We start from the raw sequence: 17454 nt of genomic DNA on the forward strand, positions 1-17454 counted from the left end.
TCTTTAATAGAAGAAAGCGGATAATTTTATTAGCTCAGGTCGGTAATTAGCCCTTCAAATGAACGGTTAGTATACCATTGCGATTCGATGAAACGTCACCTGTAGTGACTTCTACCCGATCAACCATATCCTGACCATCCGGAATAATGATTGGTGTAATAAGAGGATATCCAGCAGCTTCAATGACATTACGATCAAATTCGAGCAGCGTCTGTCCCGCTCTTACATGTTCACCAGCTTCGACATGCATGTTAAAGCCCTCGCCTTTCAGCGATACGGTGTTGATTCCAACATGGATCAAAATTTGCAAGCCACTTGCATGTTCCAGAATGACCGCATGTTTGCTTTTGATAACATGTGCAACTTGGGCATCAAACGGGGCAACGACCCGATTGCCTGAAGGTTCAATGGCTACCCCTTCACCCATCTGTTTCTCGGCAAAAGCCGGATCCGGCACCTGGTCGAGCGGAACTGCTGTTCCTGTTAATGGTGCCATGACTTCAAGCGTGTTCACCGGTTCGTCTCCCACTTGTGCGTTTGTGCGCGTCCGTTCGGCTACGGCTGCATCCGCACCGGAAACCTTTGTAATGCTCGCGGAGACTGGTGTTGTTTTGCTTCCGGTTACCGCTTCAGCATTAGTACTGCGATCTTGCTTTCTCAATTTCGCTCTGCCGAAAATTACCGTCAGGACGAATGGAACAATGAGCACAATCGCCATGCCGATGAAGAATACTCCCCATTTGTTCGGGAAAATGGACAGGAATCCGGGAACCCCGCCTACACCGATGGAAGTCGCCTGAACATTATTCATGGTCAACAGAACGCCACCAATGGCTGAACCAACCATACCGAAGATAAACGGATAACGATAACGGATGTTTACCCCGAAGATTGCAGGCTCTGTAACGCCGAGGAACGCTGATACGGACGAAGTAGCCGCAAGTCCCCGCATCTTCTGTTCGCGCAGAACAAGCATCATTGCAAGTGCCGCAGATCCTTGGGCGATATTGGACAGCGCCAGCATCGGCCACAAGAAGGTACCTCCCTGACTACCAATCAATTGCACATCTACCGCCAGGAACGTATGGTGCATACCGGTAATAACCAGCAATGCATATAGACCACCATAGATTAGACCACCAAGCGCAGCATAGGATTCATAAATATAGATCAGGCCTGATGTAATCGCATTCGCAATAGCGAACGTAACCGGACCAATGATGGTAAACGCAAGGAATCCGGTAATAAGCAATGTTACAGGGGCAACGACAAGCAACTTAACGGAGTCATGCACTCGTTTGTTCAGGAAAATCTCAAGTTTGGCCAGCAGGTAGGCCGAAACCAATACCGGTAGAACCTGGCCTTGGTAACCGATTTTCTCAATATGCCAGCCGAAGAGATTCCAGGTTGGCACGGTGCCTTCATTTACTGCATTCGCATAGCTGTAGGCACTCAGCAGGTCAGGGTGCACCAGGATCAGGCCAAGCACGATCCCCAGCAGTGGGCTTCCGCCGAATCTTTTTACTGCTGCCCAACCAATTAAGGCAGGCAGGAAGGTAAAGGCTGTGCTCGCAATGGTATTAATAATGGACGCGAGGTCCTTCCATGCTGGGTAGACATCAACCAGCGATTGTTCATCAAAGAATATGCCCGGCCCTGTCAAAATATTGTTGATTCCGAGCAGAAGACCTGCCGTAATAATGGCAGGCAGGATCGGAATAAAAATGTCCGAAAGCGTTTTGATTGCGCGCTGAATCGGATTTTGCTTTTTGCCGGCAGCCGCCTTCACATCGTCCTTGGACGCACGGTCACCGCCTGTAATCTGGATCATCTCATCGTATACCTTATCGACAAGTCCAGGTCCGATAACTACCTGAAATTGTCCTTGCGATGAAAATTGCCCTTTGACCAGGTCATTCTGATCCAGACCTTCAGTATCCACTTTACTCTCATCATACAAGGCGAACCGGAGTCGTGTGACACAGTGCGTCGCAGCTTCGATGTTTTCTTTTCCACCGACAGCCCGTACGATCTCCTCAACCTGTTTTCTATCGATTGCCATATTGTCACTTCCTATTAGTTAATGTGAATTAGTCCTGTTGTGGTACAAGCCACATATAAGATGCGTACGGGCTGAGTGAGATGACCTGATCCAGAGCAGGTGCCTCCTCTGTGTTGCCAATCAGTAATTCAGCCGTTTTACCGGATACATGATCGTCCCAGACCGCTGTTGGTAATGAGAAGGATACCTCTCTCTCGCTAAAGTTGGACACAACGATCAGTGTTGCATTTCCATTTGTCCGGGCATAAGCGAATACTTCGGGATGTGCATCATCCAAGCGTTCATACAAACCGTCTGTCAGTACGGGAACCTGTTTGCGCAGTGCAATGAGCTTGCGGTAATGATAATAGATCGAATTCGGATCAGCCAATTGTTCAGCTACGTTTATCGATGGATAACGTTCATCAACTTTGATCCATGGTGTACCTGTTGTGAATCCGGCGTTCTTGCTGTCATCCCATTGCATCGGTGTACGGGAATTATCTCGGGAGCGCTCTTTCACAATGGCAAAGGCTTCTTCCGCTGATTTTCCGCGTTCCTCCTGAAGCAAACGGTACATATTCGTGGATTCAATGTCACGGAATTCGCTTACGTCATTCCAGACGGGATTCGGCATTCCGATCTCTTCACCTTGATACACATAAGGCGTGCCCTGCATGCCATGGATGGTTGTTGCCAGCATTTTGGCACTCTCGGCACGATAGTCCCCATCATCTGCGAAACGGGACAGCGCTCGTGGCTGATCATGGTTGTTAAGGAAGAGCGCGTTCCAGCCTCCACCAGCCTGCATTCCTGTCTGCCATTCACTGAACAAGCGTTTCATCGCTTCAAAATCATAAGGCATCAATTCCCACTTCTGTCCATTCGGATAATCCACCTTCAAGTGATGGAAATTGAATGTCATTGAAAATTCACGAGAAGCCGGATTCGAATAGCGGATGCAATGTTCCAGCGTTGTGGATGACATCTCGCCAACCGTCACCATGTTATAAGGACCGAACACTTCCTCATACATCTCGGTGATATATTCATGAACACGTGGTCCATCCGTATAGAACTTGCGTCCATCGCCTGGTCCTTCGCTGCCATCATCATTCGGGAAACGCTGATCCTTGGAGATTAGGTTAATGACATCCATCCGGAAACCGTCTACACCCTTTTCTGCCCAAAACTTAATCATGTCCCGTACAGCCTTGCGAACCTGTTCGTTTTCCCAGTTCAGATCGGCCTGAGTTTTGTCAAACAAAGTCAGGAAGTACTGACCTGTCTGCTCGTCGTACTGCCAAGCCGGTCCGCCAAATTTGGACTGCCAGTTGTTCGGTACTCCGCCGTCCGGAGCGGGATCTTTCCAAATGTAATAATCCCGGTATGGATTATCCTTGGATGAACGCGCTTGCTTGAACCATTCATGTTCCGTTGACGAGTGGTTTACCACAATATCGATCATCAGTTTCATGTCACGAGCTTTCAAGCCCTTCAATAATTCATCAAAATCTTCCATCGTACCAAAGTCCGGATTAATCTCATAATAGTCCGCTACGTCGTAACCATTATCATTCTGCGGAGATACATATACCGGCTGCAGCCACACAATATCAATTCCGAGGTGCTGCAAATAATCCAGCTTCTCGGTTAGCCCCCGAATATCCCCGGTACCTGAACCCGTGGTGTCGTTGAAGCTCTTGGGATATACCTGATACACCGTGGAGGTTCTCCACCACGATGAGGAAGTTGTATCGTTTGAACTCATGTTAACGCCTCCAATAAATTGTATTGCTCATGATCAATATTTCAGTTAACTACATTTCTATATTACATAAGTAAACATGTATATACAAGTTGAATCTAAATTATACCTAGAATATTCCTCTTCTACACATTCCCCATTAATGTTAGCTCTGTAACAACAAATTTGAAGGAGATGTTCGCCAGCTCCCTGATACCTGTATCGGAACACAAAAAAGCGAATAACACGTCCTACATAGGACGTGTTATTCGCCTTAAACCTTTTATTCATATCGTCTTGCGAGCAACGGTTGCAATGAAAAGCTCTTACTCAAAGAATGAAATAAAAACCATTATTCATCCAGTACAATTTAGAGCGTGATCGATTCGCCTGGTGCGAGGACCTGACCTTTCAGTCCTTTGGCAGCAAGTTGCTGTACAAACTTCTCAGAATCCTGACGGATCACCGGGAATGTGTCATAGTGCACCGGAATGGTCAGTTTCGCGTTAAACCACTCTGCAGCTTGCAGTGCATCTTCTGGGCCCATTGTGAAATGCCCGCCAATCGGCAGAAAAGCTACGTCGATCTGATGACGATCACCAATCATTTTCATATCGCCGAACAAGCTTGTATCTCCGGCATGCAGAATCGTTTTACCGCCTATGTTAATGATAAATCCTGCAGGCAGTCCTGCGTACATGATTCGCTGTTCCTCTTCAAGCACAATCCCCGAAGTATGAAATGCCTGAATCATTTTGGCTTGAGCAAAATCCAGATCTACTGTTCCGCCCATATTCATGCCAATGGTGTCCAGCCCTTTCCAGGACATATATGTAGCCAGCTCCACGATGGCGACCACTTTGGCATTATTCGCCTTGGCAATCGGTTCGGCGTCGAGAATATGATCCATATGTGCATGCGTCAGCAAAACAGCATCGGTTTTGATGTCTTCCGGCTTGGTAACGGCCAGTTCATTGCCACGCAGGAACGGATCGATAATCAAAGACTTCTCCTCCGTACCCAATTGTACGCTGGAGTGTCCATGGTACGTCATTTTCAACATCTTAAGTCCTCCTGACGATTCGATGTGAGCAACCTTGTTGCTCAATTTCGTTGCATTCACATCCATCTTAATGGCATTTACCTATTTTATTATAAAGCAAACCGTTAACGGGAAGCAAAATGTCGCCTTCAGGATTGCATTCGGTATACTCTGGCTTCATAGGGTTGGAGCAGAATGGTACCCTCATCCGTTGAATACCGTCTTTTCACATTGCTGATGATCAGCTTGGCACCGTCCTCTGTCCAGCCTTCCGGCCAGTGCATCTCCGGTTCATGCCCCCGAAAATTAAGGATAATGAGCATCTTCTCGTCATCCAGGGTACGTGTATATGCATAGATGTCCGGGTCATCAGGCAAGAGCAGTTCATACTCACCATAGATCAGCACTTTGCTCTTCTTCCGGAGGGCAATTAGCTTGCGATAATAGTGCAATATGGATCCAGGGTCATTTTCGGCAGAAGCCACATTGATCTCTGTGTAGTTATCGTTGACCTGAATCCATGGTTCGCCTTCCGTGAACCCTGCGTGCTCCGTGTCATCCCACTGCATGGGTGTGCGTGCGTTGTCCCGACTTTTCAGCCAGATGGCCTTCATAATGTCATTTTTGTCCCGCCCTTGGGCGATATAATGCCTGTAATAATTCATCGTCTCAATGTCTCGATACTGCTCAATATTCGGAAAGGCGACATTTGTCATGCCGATCTCCTCACCCTGATAAATGTAAGGCGTTCCTTCAAGGGTAAGCATCCAGGTAGCCAGCATCTGGGCAGACCGAACTCTGTAAGGGCCATCGTCTCCGAAACGGGAAACCGGGCGCGGCTGATCATGATTGCCCATATAGTTGGCATTCCAGCCTCTACCATGCAGTACTGTCTGCCAGCGACTCATGATTTCTTTCAGTTCAGTCAGCTTCCACTCCCTGTAATTCCACTTTCCTATCCCGGAAGATTTGGCGTCCACAAACATATGCTCAAACTGAAATACCATGTTCAGCTCGTTGCGATCTGTCCCCACGTAAGCAAGAGCCTGCTCGGGGCCCAGACCTGACGTTTCTCCGACGGTCATGGGACCATACGGCTTTAGAATCATGTCGTTTAACTTGTTCAATATGGAGTGTACTTGTTCCAGGTTGGAGAACAGCTGGTATGCTGGGACAACTGGCAGATTCTCAGGATTGTGTGCACTAGGCAATCCTTCCGCCTTGGCAATATGGGCTACCGCATCAAAGCGGAATCCGTCCACCCCTTTTTGCAGCCACCAATGTACCATCTCATACATTTCCTCGGCCATCTGTGCATTGTTCCAATTCAAGTCTGGCTGATGCTCCGAGTACAGATGAAGGTAGTATTCATTCGTTTCGGGATCATGCTTCCACACGGACCCGCCGAAATAGGATTCCCAGTTATTCGGAACCTGACCGTTTTTACCCGATCGCCAAATGTAATAATCCCGCTTGGGGTTCACTTTGGAAGAACGGGATTCGGCAAACCAGGCATGCTCATCCGATGTGTGATTCAACACCAGATCCATCATGATTTTGAGCCCTCTGCTGTGAGCCGCTTCGAGTAACCGGTCAAAATCCTCCATCGTGCCGAATTTGCGCATAATGGCATAGTAATCGCTGATATCATAACCGTTATCATGTCCGGGAGATTCATAAATGGGACAGATCCAGATGACGTCGATCCCCAGATCCGTCAAATAATCAAGCTTTTCATATATGCCTTGCAAATCACCGTGACCATCACCATCCGAATCCTTGAAACTGATGGGATAGATCTGATATACAACACTCTCTTTCCACCACACGATGTGGATCACCCCGTTTCTGCTCTTCACTAGTTTTCATCCGTACATTCGCATAATTCCGATATCTGTCATGAACATAGGTCATTTAGGTACAGAACAACCCGTTAATATGTTTTATCCGAAATGCCGTCTGTATAAACACAAACGTGTCCCGAAGCACACAAAAAAGACCAGAATGAGTTCCCGCCTGAGTGGCAAACTTCTATTCTAATCTTCTTGTCTTCATGAGCTGTATAAACAGACGGAATACAATATTACCGATCCAAGCACCAATGGTATTCAGGATGATATCATCCACGTCAAACGAACCCACACGTAAAACCAGTTGCGCCAATTCAACGGCAAGCAGCAGCACAATAACGGTCATTGTAAATTTCAACCCCGTTCGGCATGGTCGGAACAACCACGGAATCCATATGCCTAGTGGAATAAACAAAACGATATTACCGAACAGGTTCTTCACCCAGGCCTCCGTACTATAACGTTCCCTCTCTAGTAACAAGGGTCCGATCGTCTCGAGAGGTACCAGATTGTATTGATAACGATCCCCTGGAGCCCTCCCATGGATAAATAACAAATTCCCCATAATCCATAGGTATACTATTGCAAAAACGGCAACCAACATCATGATCCAGGGTTTGTATATTCCCCTACCTTTTTGCATCGACCAATATCCTCCGGGAATGATTTCCGCAGCGCGGCTTCCTTATTTTACCGGAATATAGATCTTCATGTCCAACTGCTCAGGGGTGGATTTCCACACATCGGTTATCTCAAAATCAGGACCTTCCCTGCGTTCATAATTGGAGTGGGGCAGCCAGCTGCCATAAATCATCTTGCGTATATCCTGTCCAGAACCATCCACTGTGAATTCAGCGTACAACCCACCTGGGATCTCAAATGCTGTATAACCTGGTTGAAGTAGTGCCCTGTCAGATGAAGTTTCCTCACCAACAAGAAATGTGAATGCACCATCATCCTCAAATTGACAGGCGACGCCATAGGCCAAATCAGGACGTACTCGTTCAGGAATATTCATGAATTTCTGTTCTGAACCGAAATCATGATAGAATCCCGGAATCTCGTTATAATGCTGGTCGTTATTCAAATTCGTGTGGTAGGCGTAACCCATGATCTGAATGGCCTCCATGGTTACAAGTCGTGGTTTGTTCATGATAAACCCTCCTCCAAGCCGAGTACGATAGTCATTAAAATCAATGCTTCGCTGCATCTTTGCAGAAGCGGGCAGCTCATTCAACTTGCGAAAGCGGGCCGGTGTCTCCCCCCAATGAGCTGTGAACGCCCTGGTGAAAGCCTCCTGGGAATGATATCCCCAGTTCAAGGCTACATGGAGGATGCCATCTGCCGAGTCGAGCAATTGCTGAGCTGCTTCAGTCAGCCTGCGTTTACGCACATATTCGAGTACGGTAAACCCAGTGATCGCCTGGAATAAACGCTGAAAATGAAACGCTGAAAAACCCGCGGCTGCCGCTGCCTCCCTCATGTTGAATTCATCTTGCAAATGATCCTCGAGATACCCAATAGCCCGTTGTATTTGCGAGTAATGATCCATAACGAGTGATTTCCCTTTCTTGATAGAAATAGAGATGAATGCTGTCCCTTTGATAAGATTATCGCTTAACGGAATTTTACTTTTTTGATATTGCGTGCGGTATTAAATCCTTTTTCACATGAAAATAACACAACAAAGTCCCCTTGCATCAAGGGGACTCCATCTCCTAACTTAGTTACCTTAACCTTTCCAATGTCCCGAAACCGGATGAATCCCCCAGATATCGGTAGCATATTCACTAATGGTTCGGTCACTGGAGAAGATACCGGATTGAGCCGTATTAAGAATCGTTCGATGTGACCAGCCGGGCACATCACGATAAGCCTTATCAATGGCCGCGTGAGCATCTGCATAGGCAGCAAAGTCACGCAATACAAAATACTCATCTCCATGTGCCAGCAATGAATCATAGATATCCCAGAATTCGCCTTCCCGACAACAGAATGGTCCTGGATGAACGAGCTGTTCTACCACTTCACGAATGCGTTCATCCTGCTGCACAATTTCGTTTGGACGATAGCTGCCGGAACGATAATAATCCAGCACTTCATCCGCTCGCAGACCGAAGATAAACATGTTCTCTTCTCCAACCTGCTCAGCCATCTCCACGTTAGCCCCATCCATCGTACCAATGGTTAACGCGCCGTTCATCATAAACTTCATATTGCCCGTACCCGAAGCTTCCTTCCCTGCAGTGGAGATTTGTTCACTGACGTCCGCAGCCGGAATAATTTTTTCAGCCAGAGAGACGGAATAATTTTCGAGGAAAAATACTTTCAGCCGGTCATTTACCGCCTTATCCTTGTTCACGGTATCCGCAACCGTGTTGATCAGCTTGATGATTTTTTTCGCAAAATAATAACTTGGTGCAGCCTTCGCTCCAAAGATGAACGTACGTGGCACGATATCGAATGACGAGTCATTCTTAAGACGATTATACAGGTGCATAACATGTAAAATATTGAGAAGCTGGCGCTTGTAGCCATGCAGCCTTTTCACCTGTACATCAAAAATGGAATCCGGATTAACCGCCGTTCCGGTATGATCCAGAATGTATGCAGCAAGTCGTTCCTTATTTTCATGTTTGATGGACCTGAACTGCTGCTGGAATGACGCGTCGCCTGCATATCCGGTGAGTTCATTCAATCTGCCTGGCTCTGTCATCCATTCACTACCGATCGTATCGGTAATCAGGTTGGACAGTTTGGGATTCGCATGCATTAACCAGCGACGATGCGTTATCCCATTCGTCTTATTGTTGAAGCGCTCCGGATATAGGGCATAAAACGGCGCCATCTCCCGCTCCTTCAAGATTTCGGTATGCAATGCAGCGACACCGTTAATGCTGTGACTGCCGACAATCGCCAGATGTGCCATACGAACCTGATCGTTCGCAATGATAGCCAAATGTTGGATACGCTCCTGCTCTCCCGGATAACGGTCCAGAAGCATGCCGCAGAATCGCTTGTTAATCTCTTCAATGATCATATAAATGCGTGGCAGCAGCTTGCTGATCATGGATACTGGCCATTTCTCCAGCGCCTCACTCAGCGTCGTATGATTGGTATAAGAGACGGTACGCGTCGTAATGTCCCACGCTTCATCCCAACCATAACCCTTCACATCAATGAGAATCCGCATCAATTCCGGAATGACCAGCGTCGGATGGGTATCATTGATGTGGAATGCCACCTTGTCTGGTAACCGGTCATATGAAAGTTCCAGTTTGTTAAATGTACGCAATGCACTTTGGACGCCGGCAGAGCACATGAAATATTGCTGTTTCAAGCGAAGCAGCTTGCCCTCGTACTGGGAATCGTCCGGGTATAGAAACTCGGAAATCGACTCCACCGACCGGCTGTAATCCAGGTAACCATAATAGTTCGAAGGGGTATCCAACGAGGTTTCCCTCTTCGGCTCTGCACTCCACAGGCGAAGTGTGTTCACATGCGGCTGACCGTATCCAATAACCGGAATATCGTAGGGTACCGCAACGACGGATTCCGCATCCTTGGTCACAAAATGATAGTGTCCATCCTGCTCATAGGCCTCTACCCGGCCCCAGAACTGAACCTCGACCTTTTTGTCCGGACGTCTTACTTCCCACTCATTACCCTTATCGAGCCAATTGTCCGGAAGCTCTACCTGGTTACCACCGATAATTTTTTGCTCAAACAATCCGTATTTATAACGGATACCACAGCCATGGCCAGCGTAACCGAGGGATGCGAGCGAGTCCAGAAAGCATGCCGCCAAACGTCCCAATCCGCCATTACCCAAGCCGGCATCCGATTCTTGTTCCTCGATATCCTCCAGCGAGAAACCCAGCTCAACGAGACTGTCGCGAACCAGTTCCAGTTCATTCACGTTCAACAAATTGTTGCCCAGCAGACGTCCAATCAGGAATTCCAGCGAGAAGTAATATACCTGTTTATCCTGGCGCTGCTTGAATCCCTGATTCGACGCTGCCCAGTCCTGACCCGCATACTCGCGAATCATGCTGCCCAGAACGTGATAGACGTCTTCGTTCGTGGCTTCTTCAAGTGGTTTGCCCAATTTGCTGACCAGATTCCGCCCAAAAATACTCTTGAATGTTTCCTTGTTGTCAAACAAAAGCAGGTTCCTCCCGGTGAAATTCTGTAGGATGGTTTATTTCATACGCTTCACTGCTCAAATCCAGCATGTGCCCGTTCCGGTTACGAATCGATCTTCCGATCGCCGTTATCCCTGGATTTTTTCAACTTTTTAATAAGGTGAAAATCCAGGGATAAATGCGAACGCGTTGCTTCTCCAGAATCGACTTCGTCCCCTTCACTACTTCTGCTCTTTCTGCTTGAGCATTGCAATTACGCGTATAACCATCCTTCAGAATTTATATTTTATTTATAGATGATATCGGTTAACAGCTGGTATTAGATAATAGTACTCTTCGCCAAGATATACGGGTTCGACGGGTCCCCGATGAGCGTCTGCCCACCGGTCAGTTTCACGTCTTTGTCCAGAATGACATTCTCCAGTACCGCATCTTCACCGATGTAACATTTCTGCATGATAATTGAGCCTTTAATTCTGGCTCCCTTCGCTACGTGCACACCCCTGAACAAGATGCTGTTCTCCACTTCTCCGCCCACAATACATCCATTGGCAAGCAGTGAATGTTTGACCTCGGCGGTGTCGAGATATTTTGCAGGTGCCTCGTATTTAATCTTGGTCTGAACGGGTTCTTCTCTGAAAAGTTGTTCATACAACCCCGTATTCAACAGCTCCATACTGTTGCGATAATAACTGTCAATGGAATTAATCACGGCATGGTAGCCCTCATAAGCATATGCGGCAATTTTTAATCCATCCGGATTTTTCTGTATGACATCACGGAAGAAATGGCTCTCGCCATGATCAATGCAGCGCTGGACCTGGCGCAGGAACAACTCCTTTTTCATGATGAAAATTTCTGTATATATATTCGGGTGATCGGCGCTTTGGTGAATGTCCACCACATTACCGTTCCCGTCATGTTCAACTTTGACACAGGCATCGTGCTCAGGCAGCAGTTGATCCACTCTTTTGCAGATCAGCGTCACGTCTGCTCCCTTGTTCACATGATATCGATAGGCATCCTGCAGATCTACTTTGGTCACATGCCGACTGCCGGCATGAACCACATATTCCCCCGAACCGCGGTGGAAGAAATCGAGATTATTGTGAAAATGCTGCAAATCCCCCTGTGACGTATCCGTTGGATCATTCCAGTCCGGCGGCAAGATGAACATGCCTCCGTGCTTGCGATCCAGATCCCAGGGCTTGCCGTCACTCAGGTGATCCATTAACGAACGGTATTTACGGCGGACAAACACACCAATACTCTCAATGCCCGCATTCATCATATTGGATAATACAAAATCAATTAGACGGTAACGCCCGGCATAAGGCACCGCGGCTCCGCAGCGAAAGTACGTCAATTCCTTCAATTCCTCAAGTTCCTGATCAAGGTTAATAACACCGATTAATGGTTTCATCGCATGCACCGTCCTTTGGGCTCAGTTTAGACTTTAGTTGTCATTCCCTGTTGAAGCTGACGTTCCAATTCTTCATGGTCCACAAGCAATACGTCACTTTCATCCTCAGGCGCAGGGGATAGGTAGGCACCATCTGGAATGACCAGTCCTTCGGCAATAATGGCTCTGTGAATGCGGACGTTCTTCCCGATCTTTACCCGTGGCATCACGACAGAATCAATGACGGAACTGTGCTCTCCAACCTCCACCCCGTAGAACAGTATAGAGTGGTTAACCTCCCCATGCACAACGCTGCCTTCACTAATTATGCAATTCCGCACCTTGGCCGCAGGCGAAATATACTGTGCAGGCTGATTCGGATTACGGGTGTAAATGCGCCATTCGGGATCATTCAGGTTGAGCGGTGTTTCCTCATCAAGCAGATCCATGTTGGACTCCCACAAACTGCGGATGGTACCTACGTCTTTCCAATAGCCTTCAAAAGGATAAGCGTATAAGGATTTTTCATTTTCAAGCAATAAGGGAATGATGTCTTTGCCAAAGTCGTATGAGGTGGATGCCTGTTGTTCGTCCTGGATCAGGAAACGTTTCAGTACATCCCACTTGAAGAGATAAATACCCATGGAAGCAAGTGTGCTTTTGGGTTCAGGAGGCTTTTCTTCGAATTCGTAGATGCGGTAATCATCGTGGGTGTTAAGCAGCCCAAACCGGCTGGCTTCTTCGAGCGGAACGTCAATGACCGATATGGTGCAATCCGCGTCCTTTTCCTTGTGATACCTGAGCATTTTTTCGTAATCCATTTTGTAAATGTGATCCCCTGAAAGAACGAGTACATGCTCTGGATCGAATTGTTCAATGAAATTCAGGTTGCGGTATATCGCATCTGCTGTGCCTCGGTACCAGTTACTCCCGTCTTCACGCTCATGCGGTGGAAGGACGTATACTCCGCCATTTTTGCGATCCAGATCCCAATCGCTGCCAATGCCGATATATGAGTGCAATACCAGAGGTTCGTATTGTGTTAGTACTCCAACGGTATCGATGCCTGAATTGGAGCAGTTGCTTAGAGGAAAATCAATAATCCGGTAGGTCCCGCCAAAATATACAGCCGGCTTCGCCAGTGATTTGGTCAACCCTTTTAACCTTTTGCCTTGCCCTCCTGCGAGCAGCATCGCTACAACTTCTTTTTTTGCCATCATTACAGCCTCCTCCACGCGCATTCATTCTGGTTCATTTCAGAGCCCATAATCCAATATTCTGTTGTGTGGACGCTGTTGTCATGATTAGGAGCACGCTGTACAGACAAACCGTATTGATTGATATCGCATTCTCGCCCGAGATTGTAGCGGAACGTAATTTGTTGTTATGTCTGAGTAGGATGATCATTACAGAGTAGCCTTGACTTGCCGTGCAGAGGTGATTGGTGGAATTGAAATTAAGATGTACCCCGTGAGAAATGCAATCCGTAATCCCTAAATAACATTAAACACGAAACGGGCCGAGGAATCTTGCTGGAAACGTAAGACAAAAGTTCAGGCTGATATCACTCCTTTTTGATGCTGCTGTGATTCAATTATTGTATTCGCTGTTGAGAATCAAAATCCTTTTGCTTTTGTACGATTGATTAAAATGGAAAAATAAGTAACTCCCCGCCTTGGGCATGACAAAAAGCCAGGACTGCGCCCGGCTCATTGCCTGTTCATTTTTCGCTTCTGAATAAACACTGTTCAGGATAATGATACTCGTATCTATATAATTTTGCGAAAAAGCTCCATCACTTCTTCTCGCGAAGGCTGATACGGATTGCCGGGAGCACAGGCGTCTTTCATCGCATTATCTGCAAGCAGCTCAAGATCGGGATCCGTCACGCCCAGTTCGGACAATTTCTCGGGAATGCCCACTTCCCTGGAGAGCTGGCGTATAGCGTCAATGACATACATGGAGCACTCTTCATCACTTTTATCCTTCACATTCATGCCGATGGCTTTGGCGATATGCCGGAATTTGCCGGGCACATGCTTCGCGTTCATCTCCTCCACATAAGGGAGCAGCATGGCGTTACATACACCGTGCGGCAGATCGTACACACCTCCAAGTTGATGTGCCATGGCATGCACATAGCCGAGACCCGCATTATTAAAAGCCATTCCTCCCAAGAAGCAGGCATAGGTCATATGTTCCCTGGCTTCAAGATCGCTCCCGTCTCTGACCGCTCGCGGCAAATATTCAAAGATCAATTCAACCGCTGCGGCAGCGGTCGCACTGGTCACTGTAAATCCGCCTGGCGTTACCATCGCTTCCACCGCATGGGTCAGAGCATCCATGCCAGTTGCAGCTGTCAGACTGGCTGGTTTGCTAAGCATCAATTCCGGATCGTTCACTGACAGAGAGACCAGACTGTTTCGATCCACCATCACCATTTTCACCTTGCGTTCTTCATCCGTAATCACGTAGTTAATGGTCACCTCACTCGATGTACCGGCAGTCGTATTGAACGCTACAAGCGGTACAGACTTATGATGCGATTGATGCAATCCTTCGTAGTCCCGAATATGTCCACCATTGGTAGCGACAATGCCGATAGCCTTCGCTGCGTCCTGGGGTGAACCTCCGCCTATCGATATAATGGCATCACAGCCATGTTCCTGATACACTTTGAGGCCTTCATGCACATTTTGACACGTTGGATTGGGTTGTACTTCATCATATACAACGTAGTCTAGCCCTGATTTTCTTAATATAGACAATACCTGTTCAGCTACACCGGAAGAGATTAACTGCCGATCGCTGACAACTAACGCTTTACGAATATCCATGTCCTGAATCATCTTGCCTGCTTCCTGTAAACATCCCCTGCCCATCAAGTTCACGGGCGGAACATAATAAGCATGTGTTGCCATCTGAACCAGCCTCCTGTAACCCCTGATTTACTGTCTTTATTGTACCTGAATCCGTTTTCAGATATAGTGAAATAAATCACATTCATTGGAGAAATGTTACACTTTCCCTTTCCTAATGCTGAGTCTCTCCTTCCTTTTTTTTATTTCACAAGTTATAGATACGTGCAAAAAACGGCCTGAAACCAGAGGTTTCAAAGCCGTTTTTCAAGTATTATCATCTTAATCATTTACCCTCAGCACTGTATGGAACGATCGGTATCATGTCTGCATATAACTTGCTTACAGAGCTTTATCGTCTACTCCATCCAGCCATGCTTCAATATCACCGATCACGGAAGAGACACAGCCGTCCTCAAACGGTGAATTAAGACCAGCCAATTCAACCAATCCTGTGAAGGAGAGACTTCCGCCCGCTTTGCACAGGGTCAGATAATCGGCCCATGCAGACTTCATATCCTCGTTACTGCGTTTCCAGAATTGGAAAGCGCAGATCTGAGCCAGCGTATAGTCGATGTAATAGAACGGCGAGGAGAAAATGTGCCCCTGCTTATGCCAGAATCCACCCTGCTCCAGATAGGCATTATCCTTGTAGTTGATGTGTGGCAGATACGTTTTCTCAATGTTGCGCCATGCTTGTTTGCGCTCAGCCGGCGTTGCATCCGGGTTGGCATAGACGAAGTGCTGGAATTCATCCACGGCAACGCCATAAGGAATAAAGAGCAAACCGGAGGACAGGTGATCAAACTTGTATTTGTCCGTATCTTCCTTGAAGAACAATTCCATCCACGGCCATGTGAAAAATTCCATGCTCATGGAATGAATCTCTGCCGATTCGTAAGTCGGCCAGTTGTATTCCGGCACCTCAAAGTGACGGCTCTCATACACCTGGAATGCGTGACCGGCTTCGTGTGTCAGGACATCGATATCGCCGGATGTACCATTGAAGTTCGAGAAAATAAACGGTACTTTATAATCATTCAGGAAGGTGCAATATCCACCGCCCTGCTTGCCCTTTTTACTAACCAAATCCATTAGTTCGTTCTCCGTCATCATCTGGAAGAACGTATCTGTCTCAGGTGACAGCTCAGCGTACATTTTTTTACCATTTTCAATAATCCAGTCCGGATCCCCTTTAGGAGTCGGGTTACCTGTCTTGAAGCTGAAGCCCTGGTCATAAAAATAGAGCGTATCGACATCGATCCGGCTGCGCTGACGCTCTCTGAGCTTCGTGGCCACGGGTACAATATAATCACGAACCTGCGCTCTGAAATTGGCAACCATCTCTGCGTTATAATCGGTACGATTCATGCGATCATAACCAAGTTCCACATAGGATGGATAGCCTAGTTTTTTGGCAATTTGCGTACGTACCTTTACAAGCTCATCGTAAATGCGGTCAAATTCCGCTTCGTGCTCAGCCATGAATGTATATCTTGCTTCCGAAGCGCGTTCCCGCATGGAACGATCTGTAGACAGTTCAAACGGATGCAGCTGTGGCAAGGTACGTTCTTCGCCTTCAAACGGAATTTTTGCGGAAGCAATCAATTGATTATATTCTGTGGACAGCTTGTTCTCTTTTTGAAGATCCTCGATAATTTCCGGGCTGAAGGTCTTCAGGGACTGTTCTGCCAGTTGGAACAGCTGTGTTCCCCATTTTTGCTCCAGTTCCGCACGGAATTTCGAGTTAACCAGTGCCCGATAATAATCGGTGATGTACTCTTGAATAATCGGCGAGCTTTCATCCAGAAATTCGTTTTCTGCTTTGTAGAATGTATCATTCGTGTCAATGGAGTGGCGGATATAGACCAATTGTGCCATGGTCTCAAAATCACTGCGCAATGCATTAATCTGATCCATGAATCCGCTCTGCTCATCCACCGTAGCCGCAGCTTCAAAACCTTTCAATAGCTCACGGAAAGATGTTTTGATTTTTTCCAGATCGGGACGTGTATACGTATATTCACTAAATTTCATTTATGTACACCCTTTCCTGTTAGGCATATTTCGGGAAATATCCCGAGTTGGACTAATCCCTATTATACAAAAGAGCAGCCTAAAAATCCCATCTTTACGAAAAATATTTGTCCATCGGTCAAATTGTGCGACACCTCTCGTTATATATATTACGTGCTTATGTAAGGTACAAACTTATATGTAAGTAACGAAATGTACAGAGCATCAGGATAACATCTTACAAAACAAATAAACCTGCCTCGCATACGCGCGAAGCAAGCTTATGGCTTGTCTCATGTCCATGTAATTTATGGTTTAGCTATTGTCTTTGTCAAGAATCTGAAAGAACCAGC

The 17454-nt window shown here is 47.0% G+C and carries 11 protein-coding genes; all 11 read right to left on the reverse strand.

Going from position 1 to position 17454, the window contains the following annotated elements; all coding sequences use genetic code 11:
• Nucleotides 1–46 precede the first annotated feature (46 nt).
• A complete protein-coding gene (gene treP, locus MH144_RS06725) occupies nt 47–2062 on the reverse strand; it encodes a PTS system trehalose-specific EIIBC component (protein WP_239298593.1) in 2016 nt (671 codons plus the stop codon).
• 28 nt (nt 2063–2090) lie between these two features.
• Nucleotides 2091–3812 carry an alpha,alpha-phosphotrehalase gene (gene treC / locus MH144_RS06730; protein WP_239298595.1) on the reverse strand — a complete coding sequence of 574 codons (1722 nt, stop codon included), beginning with the start codon at nt 3810–3812 and terminating at the stop codon, nt 2091–2093.
• Nucleotides 3813–4158: 346 nt separating this feature from the next.
• Nucleotides 4159–4851 carry a metal-dependent hydrolase gene (locus MH144_RS06735; protein WP_239298597.1) on the reverse strand — a complete coding sequence of 231 codons (693 nt, stop codon included), beginning with the start codon at nt 4849–4851 and terminating at the stop codon, nt 4159–4161.
• A 128-nt stretch (nt 4852–4979) separates the two neighbouring features.
• Nucleotides 4980–6689, reverse strand: a complete 1710-nt coding sequence (locus tag MH144_RS06740; RefSeq protein ID WP_481857321.1) for a glycoside hydrolase family 13 protein — start codon at nt 6687–6689, stop codon at nt 4980–4982.
• A 172-nt stretch (nt 6690–6861) separates the two neighbouring features.
• Nucleotides 6862–7323: a VanZ family protein gene (locus MH144_RS06745; protein ID WP_239298599.1), complete on the reverse strand. Its 462-nt coding sequence runs from the start codon at nt 7321–7323 to the stop codon at nt 6862–6864.
• Between the two features lie 42 nt (nt 7324–7365).
• Entirely contained in the window at nt 7366–8232 is an 867-nt protein-coding gene (locus MH144_RS06750) for an AraC family transcriptional regulator (RefSeq protein ID WP_239298601.1), read from the reverse strand.
• 180 nt (nt 8233–8412) lie between these two features.
• Nucleotides 8413–10845: a glycogen/starch/alpha-glucan phosphorylase gene (locus tag MH144_RS06755; protein ID WP_239298603.1), complete on the reverse strand. Its 2433-nt coding sequence runs from the start codon at nt 10843–10845 to the stop codon at nt 8413–8415.
• A 299-nt stretch (nt 10846–11144) separates the two neighbouring features.
• Nucleotides 11145–12248: a glucose-1-phosphate adenylyltransferase subunit GlgD gene (gene glgD / locus MH144_RS06760; RefSeq protein WP_239298605.1), complete on the reverse strand. Its 1104-nt coding sequence runs from the start codon at nt 12246–12248 to the stop codon at nt 11145–11147.
• A gap of 26 nt (nt 12249–12274) precedes the next feature.
• Nucleotides 12275–13444 carry a glucose-1-phosphate adenylyltransferase gene (locus MH144_RS06765; RefSeq protein ID WP_275439963.1) on the reverse strand — a complete coding sequence of 390 codons (1170 nt, stop codon included), beginning with the start codon at nt 13442–13444 and terminating at the stop codon, nt 12275–12277.
• Nucleotides 13445–13996: 552 nt separating this feature from the next.
• Nucleotides 13997–15148: an iron-containing alcohol dehydrogenase gene (locus tag MH144_RS06770; RefSeq protein ID WP_239298609.1), complete on the reverse strand. Its 1152-nt coding sequence runs from the start codon at nt 15146–15148 to the stop codon at nt 13997–13999.
• 279 nt (nt 15149–15427) lie between these two features.
• Nucleotides 15428–17122 carry a M3 family oligoendopeptidase gene (locus tag MH144_RS06775; protein WP_239298611.1) on the reverse strand — a complete coding sequence of 565 codons (1695 nt, stop codon included), beginning with the start codon at nt 17120–17122 and terminating at the stop codon, nt 15428–15430.
• Between the last annotated feature and the right edge of the window lie 332 nt (nt 17123–17454).

The organism is Paenibacillus sp. ACRRY (genome assembly GCF_022346995.1).
Lineage (GTDB): Bacteria > Bacillota > Bacilli > Paenibacillales > Paenibacillaceae > Paenibacillus.